17 protein-coding genes, 5 pseudogenes and 1 riboswitch are annotated in these 21,824 nt (G+C 53.3%); of the genes and pseudogenes, 9 read left to right on the plus strand and 13 right to left on the minus strand.

Annotated elements, in window-relative coordinates:
- Positions 1 to 1,086: a Ger(x)C family spore germination protein gene (locus GZ1_RS05465; protein ID WP_060788058.1), complete on the minus strand. Its 1,086-nt coding sequence runs from the start codon at positions 1,084 to 1,086 to the stop codon at positions 1 to 3.
- A gap of 11 nt (positions 1,087 to 1,097) precedes the next feature.
- The gene (locus GZ1_RS05470) at positions 1,098 to 2,612 is read right to left on the minus strand and encodes a spore germination protein (RefSeq protein ID WP_060788059.1); all 1,515 of its coding nucleotides are present in this window, start codon (positions 2,610 to 2,612) and stop codon (positions 1,098 to 1,100) included.
- Between the two features lie 140 nt (positions 2,613 to 2,752).
- Between GZ1_RS05470 and GZ1_RS05475 the strand changes: the two genes are divergently transcribed.
- Positions 2,753 to 4,363, plus strand: coding sequence for a methyl-accepting chemotaxis protein (locus GZ1_RS05475; protein WP_060788060.1), 1,611 nt, complete (start codon positions 2,753 to 2,755; stop codon positions 4,361 to 4,363).
- Positions 4,364 to 4,422: 59 nt separating this feature from the next.
- On the opposite strand, the gene GZ1_RS05480 is transcribed toward GZ1_RS05475, so the two are convergent.
- Both GZ1_RS05480 and GZ1_RS05485 read right to left on the minus strand, forming a co-directional pair.
- Complete coding sequence (locus GZ1_RS05480; protein ID WP_083509273.1) at positions 4,423 to 5,463, minus strand: YkvI family membrane protein; 1,041 nt, start codon at positions 5,461 to 5,463, stop codon at positions 4,423 to 4,425.
- Between the two features lie 169 nt (positions 5,464 to 5,632).
- On the minus strand, positions 5,633 to 6,379 hold the full coding sequence (locus tag GZ1_RS05485) for a FixH family protein (RefSeq protein WP_060788062.1): 747 nt from the start codon (positions 6,377 to 6,379) through the stop codon (positions 5,633 to 5,635).
- A 267-nt stretch (positions 6,380 to 6,646) separates the two neighbouring features.
- Here GZ1_RS05485 and GZ1_RS05490 point away from each other — a divergent pair, with 267 nt between their 5' ends.
- The 3 genes from GZ1_RS05490 to hepT all read left to right on the plus strand — a co-directional run bounded on the left by GZ1_RS05490 (position 6,647) and on the right by hepT (position 9,876).
- Positions 6,647 to 8,779, plus strand: coding sequence for an ATP-dependent Clp protease ATP-binding subunit (locus GZ1_RS05490; RefSeq protein WP_060788063.1), 2,133 nt, complete (start codon positions 6,647 to 6,649; stop codon positions 8,777 to 8,779).
- 280 nt (positions 8,780 to 9,059) lie between these two features.
- Positions 9,060 to 9,467 (plus strand): type VII toxin-antitoxin system MntA family adenylyltransferase antitoxin, encoded by a 408-nt coding sequence (mntA, locus tag GZ1_RS05495; protein WP_060788064.1) that lies wholly within the window; start codon positions 9,060 to 9,062, stop codon positions 9,465 to 9,467.
- Positions 9,457 to 9,876: a type VII toxin-antitoxin system HepT family RNase toxin gene (hepT, locus tag GZ1_RS05500; protein WP_060788065.1), complete on the plus strand. Its 420-nt coding sequence runs from the start codon at positions 9,457 to 9,459 to the stop codon at positions 9,874 to 9,876. Before mntA ends, hepT begins: the two co-directional genes overlap by 11 nt.
- Positions 9,877 to 9,903: 27 nt before the next feature.
- Here the strand turns inward: hepT and GZ1_RS05505 are convergent, their stop codons facing one another.
- From GZ1_RS05505 to GZ1_RS05530, 7 genes and pseudogenes are all read right to left on the minus strand, one after another.
- Positions 9,904 to 10,557 (minus strand): TetR/AcrR family transcriptional regulator, encoded by a 654-nt coding sequence (locus GZ1_RS05505; protein WP_025948378.1) that lies wholly within the window; start codon positions 10,555 to 10,557, stop codon positions 9,904 to 9,906.
- A gap of 11 nt (positions 10,558 to 10,568) precedes the next feature.
- Positions 10,569 to 11,039, minus strand: a pseudogene (locus GZ1_RS05510) (ABC transporter permease); the annotation flags it as partial.
- A pseudogene (locus GZ1_RS05515) lies at positions 11,039 to 11,218 on the minus strand (ATP-binding cassette domain-containing protein); the annotation flags it as partial. The pseudogenes GZ1_RS05515 and GZ1_RS05510, both read right to left, overlap by 1 nt.
- A 24-nt stretch (positions 11,219 to 11,242) precedes the next feature.
- A pseudogene (locus GZ1_RS05520) lies at positions 11,243 to 11,584 on the minus strand (YhgE/Pip domain-containing protein); the annotation flags it as partial.
- A complete protein-coding gene (locus GZ1_RS19210) occupies positions 11,536 to 11,712 on the minus strand; it encodes a hypothetical protein (RefSeq protein ID WP_167346358.1) in 177 nt (58 codons plus the stop codon). The gene GZ1_RS19210 and the pseudogene GZ1_RS05520, both read right to left, overlap by 49 nt.
- A gap of 134 nt (positions 11,713 to 11,846) precedes the next feature.
- Entirely contained in the window at positions 11,847 to 12,365 is a 519-nt protein-coding gene (locus GZ1_RS05525; protein WP_060788068.1) for a GNAT family N-acetyltransferase, read from the minus strand.
- Positions 12,366 to 12,455: 90 nt separating this feature from the next.
- Complete coding sequence (locus GZ1_RS05530) at positions 12,456 to 14,150, minus strand: M3 family oligoendopeptidase (RefSeq protein ID WP_060788069.1); 1,695 nt, start codon at positions 14,148 to 14,150, stop codon at positions 12,456 to 12,458.
- A gap of 743 nt (positions 14,151 to 14,893) precedes the next feature.
- Positions 14,894 to 15,074: riboswitch (Lysine riboswitch) on the plus strand.
- 76 nt (positions 15,075 to 15,150) lie between these two features.
- Here GZ1_RS05530 and GZ1_RS05535 point away from each other — a divergent pair.
- The 4 genes and pseudogenes from GZ1_RS05535 (at position 15,151) to GZ1_RS05550 (ending at position 19,687) form a co-directional block, all read left to right on the plus strand.
- Positions 15,151 to 16,575 (plus strand): amino acid permease, encoded by a 1,425-nt coding sequence (locus GZ1_RS05535; protein ID WP_060788070.1) that lies wholly within the window; start codon positions 15,151 to 15,153, stop codon positions 16,573 to 16,575.
- 173 nt (positions 16,576 to 16,748) lie between these two features.
- Positions 16,749 to 18,002, plus strand: a pseudogene (locus GZ1_RS05540) (TolB family protein); the annotation flags it as partial.
- Between the two features lie 383 nt (positions 18,003 to 18,385).
- Positions 18,386 to 19,120, plus strand: a pseudogene (locus tag GZ1_RS05545) (alpha/beta hydrolase family protein); the annotation flags it as partial.
- Positions 19,121 to 19,138: 18 nt separating this feature from the next.
- Positions 19,139 to 19,687 carry a short-chain dehydrogenase gene (locus GZ1_RS05550; RefSeq protein ID WP_014195275.1) on the plus strand — a complete coding sequence of 183 codons (549 nt, stop codon included), beginning with the start codon at positions 19,139 to 19,141 and terminating at the stop codon, positions 19,685 to 19,687.
- Between the two features lie 61 nt (positions 19,688 to 19,748).
- Here the strand turns inward: GZ1_RS05550 and GZ1_RS05555 are convergent, their stop codons facing one another.
- Positions 19,749 to 20,315, minus strand: coding sequence for a phosphate propanoyltransferase (locus GZ1_RS05555; protein ID WP_060788071.1), 567 nt, complete (start codon positions 20,313 to 20,315; stop codon positions 19,749 to 19,751).
- Positions 20,316 to 20,404: 89 nt separating this feature from the next.
- Positions 20,405 to 20,854 (minus strand): MarR family winged helix-turn-helix transcriptional regulator, encoded by a 450-nt coding sequence (locus GZ1_RS05560; protein ID WP_014195273.1) that lies wholly within the window; start codon positions 20,852 to 20,854, stop codon positions 20,405 to 20,407.
- A 216-nt stretch (positions 20,855 to 21,070) separates the two neighbouring features.
- Here GZ1_RS05560 and GZ1_RS05565 point away from each other — a divergent pair, with 216 nt between their 5' ends.
- Positions 21,071 to 21,805, plus strand: a complete 735-nt coding sequence (locus GZ1_RS05565) for a ZIP family metal transporter (RefSeq protein WP_014195272.1) — start codon at positions 21,071 to 21,073, stop codon at positions 21,803 to 21,805.
- The last annotated feature ends 19 nt before the right edge of the window (positions 21,806 to 21,824 follow it).

The raw sequence follows: 21,824 nt of genomic DNA on the forward strand, positions 1-21,824 counted from the left end.
TTATTCGCCAATGCCGGTATGGACGATATCCACCGTGACGTGCGGGCGGATGTCTAAATCCGGGTATTCACGGTAAAACGCGTCGGAATCCCAATGTCTTGTCACACTGCGAACAAAATCGCCGATGCCGAGCGGGTCAATCCGTTTTTTCTGAAAATAACGGAATAACCGACGCATATTATGCTCCAATTCGTTTTGCATTTTTTTCTTCACATCAGCAAACAAATCTTGACCCGAATGATCGAGCCACGACGGGTAATCCCGCACCGACGCATGGATATGGACGAACACATCAAGCACATGGCGGCTTCCATCACGCTTCCATTCATATTTCGACTTCGCCCATAAGTTTTGCAGCATCACCCGATCCTCGCCCTGTTTCCCGCGATTCCCAACCTTCAGCTGGTAGACGCCGTTTTTCGTTTCTCCAAGCAAAATTTTCATTAAAAACGAATCACGCAAACTCACATGCCCCACGTATCGGTCGTCGCGAAACAACGCGACCCCTTCAAGCTTGACGAAATCTCCTTTTTTCTCAAAATACGGCAAAAACGGATCGCTGCCCGGGGAAAAATAGCGATACAAAAACAAGTGCAAATTCGTTTTCGGCAAGTTCATCGACTGCTCATTCTGCTCCACCAGATTCGGCAAATACAACGTATCGCTCAGCGTCGTGTTCGCCGCGGTTTTCAGCAGCTCCTTCGCGCTTTCTTCCGCCACGCCAAGCAGCAAATGACTGCCGACTTTGTTGTTGCGCGCGAGGCTGTGCGTAATTTGCGTCACCCCCCGCCTGGCAAACTCCTTGCCGAACAAAATCAAGCGCAGCTGCCCTTCCTCAACCGGCAGCGCGGATTTCGATGACAGGCGCGGAATCAAGTCGTAGACCGTCGGCGACGTCGTCGTCAGCATATTCGGCTTTGTCATCGGCCCTTGCTTGAACGTCGGGTACACCGCGGTGCCCGTGTAGCGGCCGTTCTCGAAATCATACCCCATCTGTTGAATAATTTGAATTTCATCAATCGGCCGCGAACTGGCGCAGCCGCCAAGCAACAGCAGCGCACCGAGCCATAGAAGCCCACGCCTCATCACGATCCCCCTTACTCATCAATATCGCGTTTTTGCTTCGCCGCATTCGGATCGTAACGAAACCGCGACCGCGGACGAAGAAACATCGGCCGCTCCGCCGTTTCACTGTATGGCGAACGAACGAATGTATCGCGGAAGCTGCGCACACGAAATGGATAAAACGGCAGCAAATACGGATAGCCAAACGACTGCAGCCGCCCTAAATGAATGAGCAGCCCGCAGACGGCAAAGATAATGCCGATCCCGCCCCAACATGCAGCAAACAAAATAAACGGAAACCGAATGAGCCGGATCGTATTGGACATTTTGAAAATCGGCGTTGTAAACGAAGCGAGCGCCGCCAACGCGACGACAATCAACAAAATCGTACTCGTCAGCCCGGCATCAACGGTTGCTTGCCCGATGACAATCCCGCCGACAATCCCGAGCGTTTGTGCGACTTTCGTCGGCAGCCGCGCCCCGGCCTCGCGCAACAGCTCAATCGTAATTTCCAAAAACAGCACCTCGAGCACCGGCGGAAACGGCACGTTCGAGCGTGAATAAATGATCGGTCCAAGCAAGTCTTCGGGAATCATTTCATAATGATACGTCAGCACCGCCACATAAATCGGCGACGCCAACACGGAAAACGCAACGCCGAAAAACCGAATGAGCCGGAAAAACGTACCGAGCACCCATGGCAAGTAATAATCTTCGGGCGACGTAAAAAAATCGAAGAGAGCGGCGGGGCCAATCACGGCATACGGGGAGCCGTCGCAAAAAATGGCCACCTGACCCGACACAAGCGCATAGATGGCCCGATCGATCCGCTCGGTCGAGATAAAAAGAGGAAACGGCGTCCGTGAATTATCCGCGAGCAGCTGATCCAAAATAGCGTTGTCAAACACGACGTCAAAATGAATGGACTCAAGCCGCTGCGTCACCGTTTGAATGACTTCCGGATTGGCGACGCCATCGATGTAGGCGATGACCACTTTCGTTTTCGACACCGAACCAATCGACATTTCCCGAAAGACAAGATTCGGCGTCACCACTTGCCGGCGGATGAGATGCAAGTTGACGCCGACATTTTCCACAAATCCGACTTTGGGCCCAACGACGCTGAATTCGTTTTCCGAATCATTGTTTTCCCGAAGCCCCAAATTTTCAGCCGCGGCGCCCATGAGCGCCGCTTTGTTCGGTTGCTCGCGGAAGGTGACCGCGACAAACCCTTTCAGCACCTTCTCTTCAATCAGTGCCGTGTCTTCACTCACCTCAATGCGCTGAATCGGCACGATTTGCTGCAAGTCTTCCAATCGGACGTTCGGATGCTGGGGAATGTCGTTTTGCAAATGGCAAAAAATCCGCTCTTGCAGCACTTGCGGATCAACGAGCGAATCGAAATAGTAAATCGACAGCTCCTTGCCTCCGACAACAAACGACACTTCGACAAAATCGCTCGATTGCCGAAGCTTTTCCCAAAGTTGCGAAATGGGCCGCTGAGGGGGGCGTTTTTTCTTTTTTTTCCAAAATGAGAATAAACCCACGAACATCCCCTCGCCTTTCCGTTTACAGCATAGTCTTCCAATCGATCGATATTTTTATGCATCCCCCTTTCATCCTATTGATTCGACAAAATCTTCTATATATTATTGAAAATAGACAAATGAGAAAAGGAGAATCGTCTATGAGCGAACTGACGAACCAGCGCCGGGCGAAACGAGCGTTGAAAAAAGTGACGGAAACGGCGGAAGCGCTGCGGGAGATGATCGACCGAACCCGTCCGCTTGAAGAACAGCTTGACCGCATCCGCACCTTTTTAGACGAGCGGCTCGGCCGTGATGAATATTTTGTTCTTGTCGATGAAAGCGGATACGGAGTTGTCCATACGAACCGCCTTCGCGAGGGAAGGGTGTTTGCCGACCCGGTCGGGCTGGCTGCCGCCCGCACGAATGAGCCGCTCTTGCAAGTGTACGAACGCGATACGGGCGAGGTGCTGATTGACGCCAGCTGCCCGTTTTGGACGAAGCCAGGCGGAAGGCGGTTCAATTTGCGGATGGGGCGGCTCATGCACCGTCCGTATTTGCAATGGGTGTTAGCAAGCATCGCCATCGCGCCCGCAGCCGTTGGGCTGGCCGCTTCCATCGCAGGGGCGCCGCCCGTTTTTGCCGCGCTGTGCGCCGCTCTCGCTGGGCTTGGGCTTGGCGCCGCCTGGCATCGGGCCATTGCCGCCGAGCTTCGCCATTGGTACAGCGTCACCCGCACTGTCTCCTCGGGTCAATTGCGGACAGAAGTGAAAACGACGGGAAAACGGAATGAATTTCATCAAATCGCCTACGAAATCAACAAAATGATTCTCGGCATCCGCACGATCATCCATGAGCTTGGCAAAGCGGCCAAAACGGTGCATGATGTGAGCGTTGAACAGCAGATGGAAATGCGCCGCCTCTCTGAATCGTTTGACGAAATCGCCGCCGCCGTCGAAACGTTCCGCGAAGGGGCGAAACAACAAACGACCGCCGTCGAACAAGCGGGTGACGTCATCGGGCAGATGGTGGAACGCGTGCAACTCATGCGGGCCGCCGTTGAACGCGTCGTACGGCAAGCGGGCGACGCTTGGTCGTCAGCAGCAGAAGGCATCCGCCTCATTGAGGAAACGAAAACAAACATGGACGCGATGCAGCGCGGCATCGGCGAAATGACTGCCCTCATCGACAAAGCAGCCAATGAAGCGGCGCGCGTTCATGAGATGATCGCCGCCATTCGCACGATCGCCAAGCAAACGAACTTGCTCGCCCTCAACGCCTCGATCGAAGCGGCGCGGGCGGGTGAAGCGGGCCGCGGCTTTTCCATCGTCGCCCAAGAAGTCCGGAAGCTTGCCGAAGATACAAACGCCTTCGCCGCTGAAATTTTCGCCTCGCTCGACGCCATGACGAACGCGCTCAAAGAAGCCGTGCATGCGATGCAAGGAAGTGGCCGCCACGTCGAAAAAACGAAAGACTCTCTTTGGAAAACAGGGGAAACGTTCACATCGTTTCAAGGCATGTTCGCCCAGCTGAACGACTTGCTTCAGCAAAACGAATCATATGTCAACGACATCACCGCCGACGGCGAGCAGCTCGGCGGACTGATGGAAGACGTACGCACCGTCGCCGCCGATTTTTCAAACATGGTGCAAGAAACGGCGGCGGGGCTTGAGCAACAGACGCTCGCCCTTCACCAGTTGGCGCGGGAAGCCGACACGTTGGCTGCAGCAGCGCGCGATTTAGAAAACATGATCGCCCGCTTCCACTCATAACGAAACGAAGCCCTTTCGTCCCCCTTCACCAAAAAACTTTGGGGAACGAAAGGGCTCATTTACCGGCGCGGCAGCTGCCGGCGCCAAAGAAGCCACAAAAGCACAAGACTCATATAGCCAAACAGCGGATAGATGAATGACAGCAGCTCCCCGTAATGAAACGGGCTGACCGCCGCAAACAGCAAAACGAGCAGCACGCCCAGCCATTTCCCGCCAAGCGGCGCCCAAACGCGCACTTGGCGTGCAAGTCCAAACATGCCGCCGATGACCGATGTAAAAATTTCTCCGTAAATGACGACGACATAAAGCCAATACAACACAGTAAAAAACGTATGAACGACTTCGGCCATTGGAATATCATAATCGTCCTTGTGTGGAAACGACAGCAGCACCATATGGTTCAACAGCAGCAAAACCGTCAACACCATTCCGCCTAACATCGCTCCGCGCCTCACCGCTCGCTCATCGGTCGCTTCGCGGGCGATGGGGACAAGCACCGCTTGGGCCATCGCCAAGTTAAAGGCCGCATAGGAAAACGGGGACAACATCGCCTTGAGGGAATAGTCCACCGCAGCCATGTCCGGACGGCACAAATCGCCAGCCACGATTGTTTTCACAAAGGCGATGGCGCTGAACAGCACCATCATCGGCGCGACGAACACGTTGACGCCAAACAGCCCTTTGCGGTCAAACAACATGACAAGAAGCGCCAAACCGAGCGTCAGCGTGACGCCCGCCTGCCTCGGCCAGCCGATCTGCTCTTCAAACACGGCACCCGCCCCGGCGATCATCACCGCCGTCACCCCTGCGATCATCACCGTCATCACGAGCGTCACAAACGGGCTCAACATGTTCCCGAACAAATAGCGATTCAATTCATCATAGGACGCGGCTCCAATGCGGCGCGCCATCACCATGAGCCGCGCGCCTCCCCATATAAACAAACAACCGCTGATGATGATGCCAACCGTTCCAGCCGTCCCATAACGAGTGAAAAATTCCATAATCTCTCTTCCGGTCGCAAATCCTGCCCCAATCACCGTTCCAACGTAAACAGCAGCGATTTGCCACGCCTCCGACCACTCGTGTCTCTTGCCCAAATCCTCCATCTCCCTCTCTTGTCCGTTGCTTTTCCATATATATGTATATGTCCGGCATGGACAAGAAAGACGACAGAACGAAAAAAGAAGGCATCCGAGACAAGATGCCTTCTCACACACCGCAAACTCTCTTCATTAATATGGCATGCGATGTGAAATCGCGTTTCCATCAATGAACTGTCACGTGTTCGACTTGATGTTCGTGCAGCCCGCCGCTTCCTTCGACGTGCACTTTCACCGAATACGTTCCTTTGTTGGCAAACGTGGCCATGGCTTCGTACTCGCCGTTTCCTTTTTCCTTTGCATCGACAAATTCATGCTTATTGTCCGCCTGCCAAATCTCAAAACGAACGGTCGCACCTGTCAACGGCTTCCCATCTTTGGAGAGGCGGACGGTCAACGCCGCCGGTTTTCCGGCTTCGAACGAACGGGACGACAGCGAAATGGCGACGGCGCCATGATGATTTTCTTCAGCACTGCCTTGGGAATTTTCGCGCGCACCGTCGGCCGTCGCCGCCTGTTCCGGGCTGCCGGCGACAATATCTTTCTTCGGCATGTTATGCATGTCGCGCGCCGTCACATGGGCGACCACCGAATATGTTCCCGCTTCGGTGAACGTTTTTTCCACCGAGTATCGGCCGTCGCCGTCATGCTTCGCTTCAAGCATTTCCCGCTCGTCGCTTCCATGCTTCCATACTTCAAACTTGACTTCGTTCGCATCGTCTACTTTTTCGCCGCCGTACGTCACGACGCAGGCGAGCTTGGTCGGTTTGTTCAAATCGATATGATCCGGCGCATCGATTTTCACGTCAAGCACGGCCGGCGTCTCGGCTTGCTTGTTGTGATTTGTACAAGCAGCCATGATCATCATCCCCAAAAGTACAACAGCAAACGCGAAACCAACCTGTCTTCTCATCTTCACCTTTCTCCTTTTTCCTTCAAATTCATGATCATCATGAGCACCAAAGACGGAGTCTTTTCCGCCTCTTTTTCTGTTTTTCACTTTATCATAGCTTTGCCGCACCTACATTAGTATTCACCATTTTTTCAAAAACATTTCATCGTTATTACAATTTTTTTGTACAAAACACTTGAAAGTCAAAAAAGGTCAAAGTATAATAAAGTCAGAAAGTCAAAGAAAGTCAAAGTAAAATCCCGAATAAGAGAAAAGGGGGTATGTCTCATGCTATGCCAAGCATGCCAACAACGTGAAGCAACAGTGTTTGTCAACTTGCAATGGAACGGGGAAAAACAACAACTTCACCTGTGCCATGAATGCTATGAAAAGCAAAAACAACAACTGTCCATTCCGATGAACTTCGGCTTTTCACCGTTTTCCTTTGATGACTTCTTTACTAGCCCGTTCACAGCCGCCAACGCCGGAATGAGCGCGCCGAAAACGATGGCGAAGCGCCCGCAAAGCCATGGCGGTGGATTTTTGGATCAATTCGGCCGCAACTTGACGCAAATGGCGAAAGCGGGCTTGATCGATCCGGTCATCGGCCGCGACAAAGAAATCGCCCGCGTGATCGAAATTTTAAACCGCCGCAACAAAAACAACCCGGTGTTGATCGGGGAGCCGGGTGTCGGGAAAACAGCCATCGTTGAAGGGCTCGCGCTGAAAATCGCCGAAGGGCAAGTGCCGGAAAAACTATTGAACAAAGACGTGTACTTGCTTGACGTGGCGTCGCTTGTCGCCAACACCGGCATCCGCGGTCAATTTGAAGAGCGGATGAAACGGCTCATCGCCGAATTGCAAGAGCGGAAAAACATCATCTTGTTCATTGACGAAATCCACCTGCTCGTCGGCGCTGGCGCCGCTGAAGGCTCGATGGACGCCGGCAATATTTTAAAACCGGCGCTCGCCCGCGGGGAACTGCAAGTCGTTGGGGCGACGACGCTCAAAGAATACCGGCAAATTGAAAAAGACGCGGCTCTTGAGCGCCGCTTCCAACCGGTCATCGTCCACGAGCCGACCGTTGAGGAAGCGATCGTCATCTTAAAAGGCATCCAGCCGAAATACGAACAATTCCACCATGTCCGCTATACGGATGAAGCGATCGAAGCGTGCGTGAAACTGTCGCACCGCTACATTCAAGACCGCTTCCTCCCGGACAAGGCGATCGACTTGCTTGACGAGGCCGGCTCGAAAGCGAACTTGCGCCTCGGCCCGACCGATGAAAAACAACTGCAAGAGCGGTTGATCCAAATCGCGAAAGAAAAAGAACAAGCGGCGAAAGAAGAAAACTACGAATTGGCGGCGAAACTGCGCGATGAAGAGCTGAAGCTCGAAAAACAACTCGAGCAAGGCGTCACCCAAGAACGCCCTGTCGTCGATGCCGCCGACATCGAACAAATCATCGCCGAGAAAACCGGCATCCCCGTCGGCAAGCTGCAAGCCGATGAAAAAGAAAAAATGAAACATCTTGAAGAACACTTGGCGAAAAAAGTGATCGGCCAAGCGGAAGCGGTGAAAAAAGTCGCGAAAGCCATTCGCCGCAGCCGCGCCGGCTTGAAAGCGAAACACCGCCCGATCGGTTCGTTCTTGTTCGTCGGCCCGACCGGCGTCGGGAAAACGGAGCTCGCCAAAACGCTCGCCGAGGAGCTGTTTGGCACAAAAGACGCCATGATTCGCCTCGATATGAGCGAATACATGGAGAAACATTCCGTCTCGAAGCTGATCGGTTCGCCGCCGGGCTATGTCGGCTTTGAAGAAGCCGGCCAGCTGACGGAAAAAGTGCGCCGCAACCCGTACAGCATCATCTTGCTTGACGAGATTGAAAAGGCGCACCCGGATGTACAGCACATCTTCTTGCAAATTTTGGAAGACGGCCGCCTAACCGACAGCCAAGGCCGCACCGTCAGCTTCAAAGACACGGTCATCATCGCGACAAGCAACGCTGGGGTGACCGACAAAAAAATCACCGTCGGCTTTGAAAAACAAAGCGGTGGCGCATCAAGCGTGCTTGACTCCTTGAACGCTTACTTCAAGCCGGAATTTTTGAACCGCTTCGACGCCATCATCGAGTTCAAGCCGCTTGAAAAAGCGCACTTGCTTCAAATCGTCGACTTGATGCTTGCCGAGGTCAAAACGGCAATGCGCGAACAAGGCATCGAACTCGAAGTGACCGAAGCGGCGAAAGAAAAGCTGGCTGAGCTTGGCTACCATCCGGCCTTTGGCGCCCGCCCGCTCCGCCGCGCCATCCAGGAACATGTTGAAGACAACATCGCCGACTGCCTGCTTGACGCCGATCAATCGGTGCGTGCGATCCGCATCGATGTCAAGGACAATGCCATTGTGGCGGAAATCGCCTAATTGTGGCTTAACGGCCAACGCGCACACCTATATCATCCATCACCCGAATGACTCGAACATCGCCCCATCCCGTTTTCGGGGTGAGGAAGTGTTTTAGGGAAGAGCAGCAAAAAGAGCCGCCCCGAAGTTTGTATGTAAGGAGGAAATGAATCAATCAGCCCCTGCTTCTTTCGCTCAGAGGGATTGGCGCATCATCGCCATCCCTTTTTCTTTTTCCATCTTTTCGCCAAGAACAATAAGATTTTGCTATAATGAAGAAAAACGCAAGGGGGCATCGCGATTGCCAAACGAAATGGAGACGATCATCATTCAGACGCTCCGCCCGGCTCTTCACCCGTTCGTCATCTACCTGTTCGGTTCAGCCGCCCGTGGGGCGATGCGCCCAGACAGCGATGTCGACATCGCCTTTGTCAGCGACGGCGTGCCGCATGATCCGTATGAGCTGTTTCGGCTCGCTGGGGAGTTGGCTGGCAAGTTAGGACGCGATGTCGATCTTGTCGATTTGCGCCAAGCCAGCACGGTGTTTCAAGCGCAAGTCGTCTCGACGGGAAAAGCCATTGATTGCCGCGACGAGCGGAAACGGGCTGAGTTCGAAATGAAAACATTGAAAATGTATGTGAAACTAAACGAAGAGAGAGCACCGGTGTTAAAACAAATTACGGAAAGCGGGAGCATATATGAAAAGTGATGTCATTTTAAACAAGATCAGCGTGATCGAACGCTGCCTGAAACGAATTCGTGAAGAATATAACGGCGATCCAAAAAATTTACAAAATTACACAAAACAAGATTCGATCGTTCTGAATTTACAGCGGGCGTGCGAGGCATGCATCGATTTGGCCATGCATATCGTGGCCGAGCAGAAATTCGGACTGCCGCAGCATAGCCGCGATGCGTTCGCTCTCCTCGAAGAACATGGGGTCATCTCCCCTTCCGTAAGCAAAAAGATGAAGGCGATGGTCGGATTCCGCAACATCGCCGTTCACAACTACCAACAACTGAACCTTGGCATTTTGCAAGCCATCATCGACCACCATCTCGATGATTTTAAACACTTTGCCAAAGCCATCCTCGATTATGCCAAGAAAAACGGCTAGGCCGGCTCCCACGCGGAAGCCGGCCGGTTAGCGCCGCAGACCGTTCATCAACACGTGAATCGTCCGCTCCATTTCCGCCTCATCGTCCCAATGGTGGTCAGGCAAAAGGAGAAAGCGGGCGGCCAAAAAGCCGGCGAGCGATGTGATCGTCAAGCGGATGACCGAATCAACCGGCAGCTCGGCCAACTCACCTTTTTCTTGAAAATGGCGGACAATGCGGGCGAATTTTGGATACACGTGCTCGGTAAACACGCGTTGAAAGCACTGTTTAATCTCGGAATGAAAGGCAACCTCCTGCCAAAGCACGCGAATCGCCGGCAAATACGTTTTCACAAAGGTGTAGCGGTTGGCGAGCACCGCGCGCAAAAACTGTTCGTACGTCTCATATTCGTTGTCAAACACTTCGCGGACGAATTCTTTCGCCAAAAACGGGGCGACGGAATGAAACAACGTCGGCGTGACGATGGCCAGCAATAAATCTTTTTTCGTCTTATAATGGCGAAAGATCGTCCCTTCCGCCACCCCAGCCTTTTTGGCGATTTCGCTCGTCGACGTCGCCGCATAGCCTTTCTCGGCGAACATTTCAACGGCAGCTTCCAAAATTTTTAGCTGCTTTTCGCTGAACTGCCCTTCCTTGCCGCCGATTTGCAGCAATTCCTGAATCCATGAATGCTCGCTCATGACTCTACTCCTTACAGCTTGCGGTATTTTTTCAATGCTACTACATTTAATAGCATAAACAGCATCGTAAAGCCAAGTAGCACGTACACATCAACGGCGATGGCGCTAAAACCTTCTCCGCGCACCATAATATCGCGCAGCGCGTCCGCCCCGTAGGTGAGCGGCATGATGACGCTTAAGGAACGAAGCCATTGTTCCATCGTGTCGAGATTGAACAAACCCGAGAAAAACACTTGCGGCACGACGACAAGCGGGATAAACTGCACCATTTGCAGCTCGTTGTTGGCGAACGCCGACAGCAGCATCCCAAGCGCCAGCGCTGTCATCGCCAGCAAAAACGTAATGAGCAGCACATACCAAAACGAACCTTCCATCATCATGTCCAACACATCAATGGCAAACCATGAAATTAAGCTCGCTTGAATCGTGGTAAACAATCCGAACCCGATCATGTAGCCAACGACCATTTCCCAGCGCCGAATTCACTCGCTTGATCAATGCCGGCGATCATGCGCACCAACGTCGTCTTGCCCGCCCCCGACGGGCCGAGCAGGCCGAATATTTCCCCCGTCTGGACATCCAACGACACATCGTCGATGACTACTTTTTTTCCAAACCGCTTGGAAACACGCTCGACTTGAATAGGCGGATGAGTGCGCATTGTTCATTCCCCCTTTACACCTCATCATGACGTCACCAGTTTGCCGGATTCCTCCGATTCCTGAACCATACGTTTCTTGAATGCCGAAACGATGACGAGAACAACCCCGACAAGCGCCAGCCAACATAAGACGGAAACGGGTTCGTTCCATTGAAATGTCGGATCAAAGAAAAAGAGTTCCCGAAGCCCCTCGACCATGAAGCGCTGCGGCAGCCATGAATAAACCCAATCGCGATAAAATGATGTCATCAATTCCGGCGCCATGGAAAGCAGCGGAGCGCCGAAGAACAAAAGAAGAATAAAAATCGGAATCCCTTTTAACCCAATCCAACTGAGCACCGCGCTTTCAATGGCAAAAAAGCTGAAAAAGACGCAACGGGAAGCTTTTGCGGCTTCGGATGCACGGTTGGAACAAGAACAAGAGAGAAAATCAATACTACAATGGCCACCATGACAGGCGACAAGGCCACCCACTTACTTCTCAAAATGCTCATGCACCTTTCCTCCTTCTTGAAATAAAATAGTGAGTAATCACTCACAAAAGTATAAAATAGGACAAACGTGTTTGTAAAGTGAGTAATCACTCGCAAAACAAATTTTTTGAGCTGCCGAACTGTCGGCAGCCCCTCTACTCGTTCATCGTTTGCATGTCTTGCCAGCCGTAGCACCGCTCCCACAACGCTTTTCCGCCGATTTCCACCCTTTCCTCGGCCACTTTTTCACCGCCAAGCCGTTCGTAAAAACCACGGGACGGGTTGTCGGTAAGCACCCAGACAGCCAGCGAATGAATGCCTTTTTGCGTCAAATCGCCGACGAGCGCTTGCACGAGCTGCCGGCCGAGCCCTTTTCCTTGCGCTTCCTTAAGCAAATAAATCGCGTACAGCTCCCCGTCATATTGTGCCGCTGAACCGTCGCTCGCCCGGTTTCGGCCGCCCGAGACAAATCCGACGACGTGCCCGTTTTCCTCGGCGACAAACACGGAATGATCCGATTGGCGGAGCACCTTCTCCCATAACGTTTGCTTTTCTTCCACTGTCAACGTCTCCAAGTACGCGTCTGGCACGATGCCGCCATACGTCGTCTTCCAACTTTCGACGTGGACGGAGGCGATGGCCGGTGCGTCGGCCCATGTGGCTTTACGGATCATCCGTTTTCCCCCTTTGCCCTAGTTCAGCAGAAGTTTCCAAAATAAAGAAAGGCAAGGCGGTGCCGTTCCCGCCCGCCTTTTTTCTTCTTTTTACAAAGCTTTGTCATCGACGCTGTCCAGCCATCGCTCGATATGGCCGACGACCGAAGCGACCGTTCCATCGGCAAACGGCGACACGAGGTTGGCGCTTTTGACGAGCTCGGTGAACGGCCGGCTGCCGCCCAATCGGCAAAGCACCACATAGTCACGCCACGCCGCAGCCAGGTCGTCTTGCGCCCGCTTCCAAAATTGAAACGCGCACACTTGCGCAAGGGTGTAATCGATGTAATAAAACGGATCGGTGTAAATATGCCCTTGCCGCTGCCAAAACCCGCCGCGCTCAAGGTAGTCATGGCCGGCGTAGTCTCTTGTCGGCAAATACGCTTTTTCGATGCTGCGCCAGACACTCTTCCGCTCCGCTGGCGTCATATCCGGGTTCTCGTAGACCGCGTGCTGAAATTCATCGACCGCCACGCCGTACGGCAAAAACAAGAGCGCGTCGCTCAAATGGGCGAACCGGTATTTGTCGGCGTCGTCGGCGAAAAACAGCTCCATCCACGGCCAGGTGAAAAACTCCATGCTCATCGAATGGATTTCACACGCCTCAAGCGTCGGCCAGTTGTATTCCGGAATGTCGTAATGACGGCTTTCATACACTTGGAACGCATGTCCGGCTTCATGGGTCAATACGTCAATGTCGCCGGATGTGCCGGTAAAGTTCGAGAAAATAAACGGCGCCTTGTAATCATCGATATACGTGCAATAGCCGCCGCCCGCCTTCCCTTTTTTGGCGACGAGGTCCATCAATTCGTGTTCGACCATATAGCGGAAAAACTCGCCGGTTTCCGGCGACAGCTCTTCATACATGCGCCGGCCGTTTTCGACAATCCAGCTGGCATCGCCTTTTGGCGCCGGGTTGCCGGTTGGAAACATAAACGGTTCGTCGTAATAGTAGAGCTTCTCGACCTTGATGCGCTGCCGCTGGCGCTCGCGCAGCTTGGACGCGAGCGGGACGATGTGCGTTTTTACCTGCTGGCGATAGCCTGCAACCATGTCGGCATTGTAATCGGTCCGTCCTAAACGGGCATAGCCGAGCTCAACAAAGTTTTTGAACCCAAGCTTCCGGGCGATCGCTGTGCGGACGTGGACGAGCTCATCATACAGCTCATCGAGCTCTTTTTCGTGGTCCGTGAAAAACGAAAACCGCGCTTCGCTCGCCCGTTGGCGCATCGTGCGGTCCGGCGACTCGACAAACGGCTGCAGCTGGGCGAGCGTCCGCTCCTCTCCTTCAAACATGATTTTCGCCGATGCAATGAGCTTCGTATATTCGCTGGCCAGCTTGTTTTCTTTTTGCAAGTCTTCGACAACCGCCGGCGCGTATGTTTTCAGTTGCGTTTCCGCCAACGCAAACAGCTGTTTTCCCCACACTTGTTCCAATTCAGCGCGGAACGGCGAGGAAACAAGCGCGCGGTAATAATCGTTGACGAGCCCCTTGACGACCGGCTCGGTTTCGTCGAAAAAGTCCTGTTCTTGTTTATAAAATTCATCGTTTGTATCAATCGTATGGCGGATGTGGCAAAGGTTCGCCATCGTGCTGTAGCGGCGGCGCAGTGCATTGATCCGCTTCATCGCCTCGTGCTGCAAGGCGGCGCTCCCGGCACGGCGGAACGAATCAAGCGCTTCTTGAAACGATGCTTGCAATTGAGCGATGTCCGGCCGCTCGTAACGAAATTCGGAAAACTTCATGCTCTGTCCCTTCTTTCCTTTCATTTTTACATTTTTTCATCACTCAGCCGACCTACTGTTTATTCGCCATGAATCCTCAAAATCCTTCTCGATTTCCCATTCTCTGGGTTCATCACCACAAATTATACTAATCATTTCACCCATATTTCGCAACCTTTGCATAATATATAAAAAACCACCCATATATGCGCATAAAAAGGCTCTTCACCAAAATTTTGCGCTTTCTCTTTTCCATCGGTCCATCAGTCGCGTTGGAAATCTTTATCTGAGAGAGCGTGCAAACGTTCCGAAAGAATTTGAAAAAGGATTCTGAAATAATGTCCTAATTTACAAGGATGGGACAAGAGCTGCTTTCCTATGCTTTTTCCTATCCTTCCTCCTACTGACCCTTTCTCTCGTTTGGCAAGTGTTGGCCAAGGGCGAATCCGCCCCGCCATCTCTTTTATTTTCCTTCAACAAGTCGCTCACACGTGCTTTTCATAAAATTTTTGATGCTACCTTAGCTTCAACTTTTTGATATCCAGTATTTTAGTTCATGTCTTTCGTTTTGCTTTGTTTCCTTTTCATGAATAAAAGAATTTTCAAAAACAAGTCATATTCCTATTCTCCCCCCTTTCATCCTCCAAATAGCGGCCCTAGATTAGTAATCTCGTTCCATCTTCGGTATTTCCTAAAAACATATTGACGTTTTTTGTCGAATTGAGTAATATAATGTCGAAAACCATATATCCCCCTCTCCACTTTCATGGGATAGAGGTTGCGGTGAACAAAAGTAGCGCTGCCGAGGCTCGGAGCGGTCGATGACGCAGCGGGAAAGGGTTCACCGCCGAAGTTTGCGGCGCGCTCCGGCGGCGCAAGCTGGGCCTGCGGCCGAACAGGCGCAGGACTGCCATCGCCCTTGGGCGATGGAGCGCTATCGCCATTCAGTTGGATGCGAATCGATCATGCACCCGCTGAAGAGGCGCGGGTGCTTTCTTTTTTTGAAAGGAGCGTTTTGACCTTGGATCAGCAACGAAAACTTGGCATTTGGGTGTTAACCGCGCTTGTCGTGGGCAATATGGTCGGATCCGGCATTTTTATGCTGCCGCGCTCGTTGGCGGAGGCGGCGAGCCCCATCGGCGTCATGTTCGCCTGGCTGCTGACCGGAGCCGGTGTCCTCATGACGGCGCTTGTGTTTGGCAACTTGGCAATCCGCAAGCCCGACTTAGGCGGCGGTCCGCAAATTTACGCGAAGGAGCTGTTTCCGAAAGGTTCGAACTTGTCGATTTTATCCGGCTTTATGTCATCATGGGGCTACTGGGTCGGCAACTTTGCCGGCAACGTCGCGATCATTACAACATTTGCAAGCTACTTGTCGACGTTTTTCCCGGTGCTGACAAGCGGCCAAACGGTGTTCACCGCCGGGGCGTTCACCTTGAAGCTTGGGAACTTGTTGACGTTTCTCGTCTGCACGGCGCTCCTTTGGGGGATGCATATCATCATTTTGCGCGGTGTAGAAGGCGCTGGCAAGCTGAATTTTGTCGCCACCGCGGCCAAAGTGCTTGGCTTTTTCCTATTTATCGTCATCGCCTTGTTTGCCTTTGACAAAGCGGTCATCGGCCCGCTTGATGCCCCTCGCTATGACGGGAACGGACAGCCGATCGGTTTGCTTGGACAAATCAACAACGCCGCTTTATCGACACTCTGGGCGTTTGTCGGCGTTGAATCGGCGATGGTGTTCGCTTCCCGCGCGCGCAAACAAGCGGACGTAAAACGGGCGACGATCGCCGGCCTGCTCATCGCCTTAGCCATTTACATCGGCATCAGCTTTTTGGTGATGGGCGTCTTGCCGCAACGCGAACTGATTCAATCGGAAAAACCGCTCGTGGACGCCATCAATGCCATCGTCGGACCGGCGGGCGGCTACGTGTTGGCTGGCCTTGGGCTGATCAGCTTGCTTGGCTCGACGCTCGGCTGGATCTTGTTGAGCGCCGAAGTGCCGTACCAGGCGGCGAAACAAGGGATGTTTTTGCCGGTTTTTTTGAAGGAAAACAGAAAAGGGGCACCGAGCTTCTCGCTCACATTGTCAAACGCGCTGGCGCAATTGTTCATTTTCTCGACCATTTCCAACTCGATGGCAACAGCGTTTGACTTCGTCATTTACATCGCCACGCTCGCTTATCTCGTTCCATATTTGATTGCTTCCGTCTTCCAGCTGAAGCTCACGCTCACGGGAGAAACGTATGCGGCAGGACGGGAGCGGCTCGCTGACGGCATCGTTGCGGCGCTGGCAACATTGTATTCCGTCTGGGTCGTCATCGCCGGGACGGCGGATATGAAAACGTTCCTGCTTGGCGTTGCCTTGCTGGCAAGCGGCGTGATCTTCTACCCGCAGGTGAAAAAGGCAGCGCAGCAGGCAAATGAAAAACAAAAACTGTCGGCATAGCTAAAAAACGGACGCCTATCGTTTGGGCGTTCGTTTTTTTCTGTTTTGGGGCAGGATCTTTTCTTTCGTAAGACGAAATATACAAGATGGTTCCATTTTTGAAGGAAAGAGAGGTCTTGCTGATGAACAACAACGAGCACCTGACGAAACGCCGCGGCATGACGGCGGAAGATTTGCTTCGCCTCCGCTCGGTGCGCGACCCGCACTACGCGCCGGACGGAACGCGCGTCGTGTTTGTGGAAAAATCGATCGACGAAGAAAACCAATACCGCTCCCATCTATCTATGTGGACGGAAGACGGCGCCGTCCGTCCATGGACGTTCGGGCGCTGTCGCGACACGAAGCCGCGCTTTTCCCCGGACGGCGAAACGATCGCCTTTTTGTCTGACCGCTCGGGGCGTGTGCAGCTTTGGCTGCTGCCTGCCAATGGCGGCGAAGCGCGCCAGCTGACGTTTTTCAAAAACGGCGTGCGCGATTACGTCTGGTCGCCGGATGGAACGTTTCTCATCGCCCTAACGACGCTTGGCGATGATGAAACGATTGAAGACCGCGAAGAACCGGAAAAGGCAGAAGTGAAGCGAGCCGACCTGAAACCGCGCGTGATCGAGCGGCTGTATTACAAATCGGACGCGGCTGGTTTTCTTGACGGCAAACGGGCGGTGCTCACGCGCATCGATGTGCTGTCAGGAAAAATCGAAGCGTTGACGGGCCGCGAGGAGGAAATCGGTTCGTTTGCGATTTCGCCAAACGGACGGACGCTTGCCTTTGTCGCCAACCGAAACGAGGATCCGGACACCGCCTTTACCCGCGACATCATTTTGCTCGATCTCGAGAAAAAAACAGAAACGAACTTGACGAACGGCTGCGGCGCGTTCGCTTCACTCGCCTGGTCGCCGGACGGAATGAAGCTCGCGGCCATCGGCCATGATTTGGCTTATCTTGGGGCGACGCTTCACCGGCTTTACGTCTTTGAGCCGGAACGTGGAACGAAGCGGGTGTTGACCGCCGACTGGGACGTCCATCTCGGTGACGCCATGGTCGGCGACATGCACGCTGATGCGAAAGGCCCGGGCCCGATTTGGGCGAGCGACGGAAGCGGCCTGTATGTCACCGCCTCAGAGCGCGGACGCGTCAACGCATATTTCGTCTCGCTCGCCGGCCCGATCGTTCCAGTGGTCGAAGGAGATTTTCATCTATACGGATTCACCGTCCATCCGAATGGACGGCAAGCCGTCGCCGCCATCAGCTCGCCTACGTCCGTTGGCGATTTATATGCGGTCTCGCTTGCCGATGGAACGAAAACACGGCTTACGCGTGCCAATGAAGCGCTTGAACATGAAGTGGCCTTCGCCGCTGCCGAACCGTTTACGTATCGATCGGCGGACGGTTTGGAGATTCAAGGCTGGATCGTCAACTACCCCCACTTAGCTAACGCTTGAAGTGGGGGCTTGCAACTCCCCAGAAGTACAAGCGGACTTCGTCCTCCTTCCTTGACTTGGGGTTGCATCAGGGCAGGTTGACAACTACCCAACGACGCAGGTCATGCCTGCATCGTTACCGATTCTCTCGGTGTGTCTGTTGGCAGTACTTGGCTTCCACACACAACAGACGGATCTACGCTCGATGTTTTACGGTTACAACGTTTCCTGTAACCAACTCCATACATCGAGTAGCAGTTATTGGAGTGCCTTTATTAAACGGTTTTCTCCACGCCTTTATTATATCATACACAAAAGAAAAGGGGAACGCGCATTCCTCTCCCACTTACTCCCTTTGGTCGTTGAAGTGGGAGTCTCCTGCGCGAAATAGGATGAAACCGCCTGAGCTTGACGAAGGAGAAAAGGCGCCGCTTGTCGTCGAAATTCACGGCGGGCCGCATGCGATGTATGGATTTACGTTTTTCCATGAATTTCAGCTGCTCGCTTCATCCGGTTATGCCGTGCTGTTTACGAACCCGCGCGGCAGCCACGGATACGGCCAATCGTTTGTCAATGCCGTGCGCGGCGACTATGGCGGCATGGATTATGAAGACATTATGGCTGGCGTCGACGCCGCGATCAGCAAGTTCGACTTTATTGACAAACAACGACTTGGCGTCACCGGCGGCAACTACGGCGGGTTTATGACAAACTGGATCGTCGGGCATACCGACCGGTTCAAAGCCGCCGTCACCCAACGCTCGATTTCCAACTGGCTCAGCTTCGCCGGCGTGAGCGACATCGGCTACTTTTTCACGAAATGGGAAGTCGGCTGCGACGTTTGGGAAGACGCTGAGCGGCTTTGGCATCATTCGCCGCTCAAATACGTCAAACACATGCGCACACCGCTGTTAATTTTGCATAGCGAACGCGATTACCGCTGCCCAATCGAGCAGGCCGAACAGCTGTTTGTCGCCTTAAAGCAGCTCGGGCGGGAAACAAAGCTCGTCCGCTTTCCGGACGCCAACCACGATTTGTCGCGCACCGGCAACCCTGCTCTTCGGCTTGAGCGTCTTCGCCATATCGTCGACTGGTTTGACCGCTATTTGAAAGGAGCATCGCATTAATCCGAAAGGAGAACCACCATGCACGCACTCGTCATCGGTGGGACAGGCATGTTAACCGACGTGTCGCTTTGGCTCGTGCGAGAAGGGTACCATGTATCCATCGTCGCCCGGAACAGGGAACGGATGGAACGGCTCATCGCCCGCGCCGCACATCTGGAGGCCATTACCCCGCTTTTGGTCGATTATCGCGATCATGATGTACTATGTTCCTTGATTCACCAAACAATCAATGAAAACAGAGCCTTCGACCTTGTTGTCGCATGGGTGCACAGCGACGGGAAACAGGCGTTTCCGGCCATCATCCGGGAAAATAGCAGACATCCCGGTCCTTGGCGTCTGTTCCACGTGCTCGGCAGCCGGGCCCATCCGGCCGAGGCAAAGCGGGAACTCCGTTTGTCTTCCGCTTGCCTGTACCGGCAAATTCAGCTTGGCTTCGTGATCGAAGAGCACAGCACGCGTTGGCTCACCCATCAAGAAATCAGCAGCGGCGTCATTGACGCCATTCGGCGTGATGCGCCGTTTCATCTTGTCGGCACACTAGCATCAGAGAAGAAGCGGCCGCATTAATGGGAAGCGCCCTCTCGTTTGTACCGAGAGGGCGCTTTGTCCGCCTTTGGCGCGGATGGTTTCACGATGGAAGCAGTTCGACATAATCGCCCGTTTTCAAGCCGGCCGCGTTCGCTTCATCGGTGTCAATGTGCATATCTAATGCAAAATCTTCGCTGACGCGGACGATCACTTCGTCAAAAATGAGCGCCCGCTCCCCTTGCGTTTTCACTTTCACAACTTGTTTATCGCGGACGCCAAACGTCTCGGCATCTTTCGGCGTCATATGAATGTGGCGCTTGGCAATGATCACCCCTTTGTCGACGGTCACCGTCCCCTTCGGTCCGTGAATCGTAATGCCCGGCGTTCCGTCAATATCGCCGGATAAGCGGACCGGGGGCGCGACGCCGAGCTTGAAGCTGTCGGTTTTCGAAATTTCAAGCTGGGTGAGCGAACGGACCGGTCCGAGGACGCGGACGTTTTCAATTTTCCCTTTCGGCCCTTCGACCGTCACCGTTTCCTTGGTGGCGAACTGGCCAGGCTGCGACAACGGCTTGAGCACCGTCAGCTCGGCGCCTTCGCCAAACAGCGCCGCCATGTGTTCTTTTGATAAATGAATGTGGCGATTCGATACCCCTACTGGAACCATCAATGGTGATCTCTCCTTTTTTGCTGGCTATGGTATGTTCTTTATATAACGTATCCATTTCCGGCAAAATTAAAGAGGCCGACCTCGCGTCAGCCCCTTGTTTTTGCCCCATATCCTAATTTTTTCAGCAGCGCAATCGCCTGCTCTTTTTCTGCCGCCGTCAGCGCCGAAACCGTTTCGTGAATTTTTTCCGCATGCTCGGGAAATACGCGTTCAATAAACCGCCGCCCCTCTTCTGTAATGGACGCGTACGTGACGCGCCGGTCCTTTTCGCAGGCGCGGCGGACGATCAATCCTTTGTTTTCCAGTTTGTCAATGACGTAGGTGATGCTCCCGCTCGCCAGCAAAATTTTTTCGCCAATTTGCTGGAGCGGCTGATCCCCTTTATGGTATAACAATTCTAACACGGCAAATTCGGTCGGATTGACCCCGAATGAGTGGATTGATTTGTTCACTTGGTCGCTTACGGCGCGGTAAGCCCGCGACAATACGATAAACAACTTTAGCGATTGCTCGAGTTCTTGCTCTTTTTGTTCCATGCCATCCAACCCTTTGCATTTAACCATTTCTTACTTGCATTATACTTGAACAGCAAACAGGCAGGCAACCGTTTTTGCCAGGCGCTGGTCCATTTTTCTCGCCAGCGGCCGTTCCTTTCGCTATGATAATTTTGTGATAGGGCAGCGCTTGGGCGATTGTCACATTTGTGGAAACGGCGCATATGAAAAAATAAAGGCTGATGAAGGGGGAATTGGATGAACGGGGTATTGACCGGCAGTGTGCTGTCCGCCTTATCGACCGGACTTGGCGCTGTGCCGATTTTGTTTATGGCCAAATCGCTCACCCACCGCTGGCGCGATGTGCTCCTCGCGTTTTCAGCCGGCATTATGATGGCGGCCTCGATGACAAGTCTTATTCCCGAGGCCCTGCGGTCCGGCGGTTTTGAGGCGCTCGCCATCGGATTGGCGGCGGGGGTGCTCGTGTTAACGTTGCTTGAGATGACCGTCCCCCATATCGACTTGGAGCATACGAAAAGCGGCTTGCAATTCGACGAAAAGGCGATGCTCATCATCGCCGCCATTGCGATGCACAATCTCCCCGAAGGGCTGTCAGTCGGGGTGAGCTACGCCTCAGACGGCGCTTCGCAAATCGGCAATTTGATCGCATTGGCCATCGGCTTGCAAAACGCGCCGGAAGGATTTTTGGTCGCCTTGTTTTTAGTCAATCAGCAGATTGGCCGCTTTAAAGCGTTTGTCATTGCCACGTTAACCGGCGCGGTCGAAATTGTGACGTCTTTGCTCGGCTTTTATTTAACCTCTCTCTTCCGCGGCCTCGTTCCATACGGGTTGGCGTTTGCCGCCGGGGCGATGCTGTTTATCATTTACAAAGAGCTCATTCCCGAAAGCCATGGCGATGGAAATGAACGGACATCGACGTACGCGTTTATTGTCGGCATTTTGTTTATGATTTTTCTAACACAATCGTTTTAACGAAAACAACCCCGCTGCC

It is taken from the genome of Geobacillus zalihae NBRC 101842 (assembly GCF_001544135.1).
Classification (GTDB): Bacteria; Bacillota; Bacilli; order Bacillales; family Anoxybacillaceae; genus Geobacillus; species Geobacillus zalihae.

What these genes read in the sequence shown, in the direction of transcription:
- GZ1_RS05475 (WP_060788060.1), top strand. Translation starts at nt 2,753, where the DNA reads ATGAGCGAACTGACGAACCAGCGCCGGGCGAAACGAGCGTTGAAAAAA.
- GZ1_RS05550 (WP_014195275.1), top strand. Translation starts at nt 19,139, where the DNA reads ATGCACGCACTCGTCATCGGTGGGACAGGCATGTTAACCGACGTGTCG.
- GZ1_RS05505 (WP_025948378.1), bottom strand. Translation starts at nt 10,557, where the DNA reads ATGAGCGAGCATTCATGGATTCAGGAATTGCTGCAAATCGGCGGCAAG.
- GZ1_RS05525 (WP_060788068.1), bottom strand. Translation starts at nt 12,365, where the DNA reads ATGATCCGTAAAGCCACATGGGCCGACGCACCGGCCATCGCCTCCGTC.
- GZ1_RS05565 (WP_014195272.1), top strand. Translation starts at nt 21,071, where the DNA reads ATGAACGGGGTATTGACCGGCAGTGTGCTGTCCGCCTTATCGACCGGA.
- hepT (WP_060788065.1), top strand. Translation starts at nt 9,457, where the DNA reads ATGAAAAGTGATGTCATTTTAAACAAGATCAGCGTGATCGAACGCTGC.
- GZ1_RS05530 (WP_060788069.1), bottom strand. Translation starts at nt 14,150, where the DNA reads ATGAAGTTTTCCGAATTTCGTTACGAGCGGCCGGACATCGCTCAATTG.
- GZ1_RS19210 (WP_167346358.1), bottom strand. Translation starts at nt 11,712, where the DNA reads ATGAGCATTTTGAGAAGTAAGTGGGTGGCCTTGTCGCCTGTCATGGTG.
- GZ1_RS05560 (WP_014195273.1), bottom strand. Translation starts at nt 20,854, where the DNA reads ATGGAACAAAAAGAGCAAGAACTCGAGCAATCGCTAAAGTTGTTTATC.
- GZ1_RS05485 (WP_060788062.1), bottom strand. Translation starts at nt 6,379, where the DNA reads ATGAGAAGACAGGTTGGTTTCGCGTTTGCTGTTGTACTTTTGGGGATG.
- GZ1_RS05555 (WP_060788071.1), bottom strand. Translation starts at nt 20,315, where the DNA reads ATGGTTCCAGTAGGGGTATCGAATCGCCACATTCATTTATCAAAAGAA.
- GZ1_RS05490 (WP_060788063.1), top strand. Translation starts at nt 6,647, where the DNA reads ATGCTATGCCAAGCATGCCAACAACGTGAAGCAACAGTGTTTGTCAAC.
- GZ1_RS05465 (WP_060788058.1), bottom strand. Translation starts at nt 1,086, where the DNA reads ATGAGGCGTGGGCTTCTATGGCTCGGTGCGCTGCTGTTGCTTGGCGGC.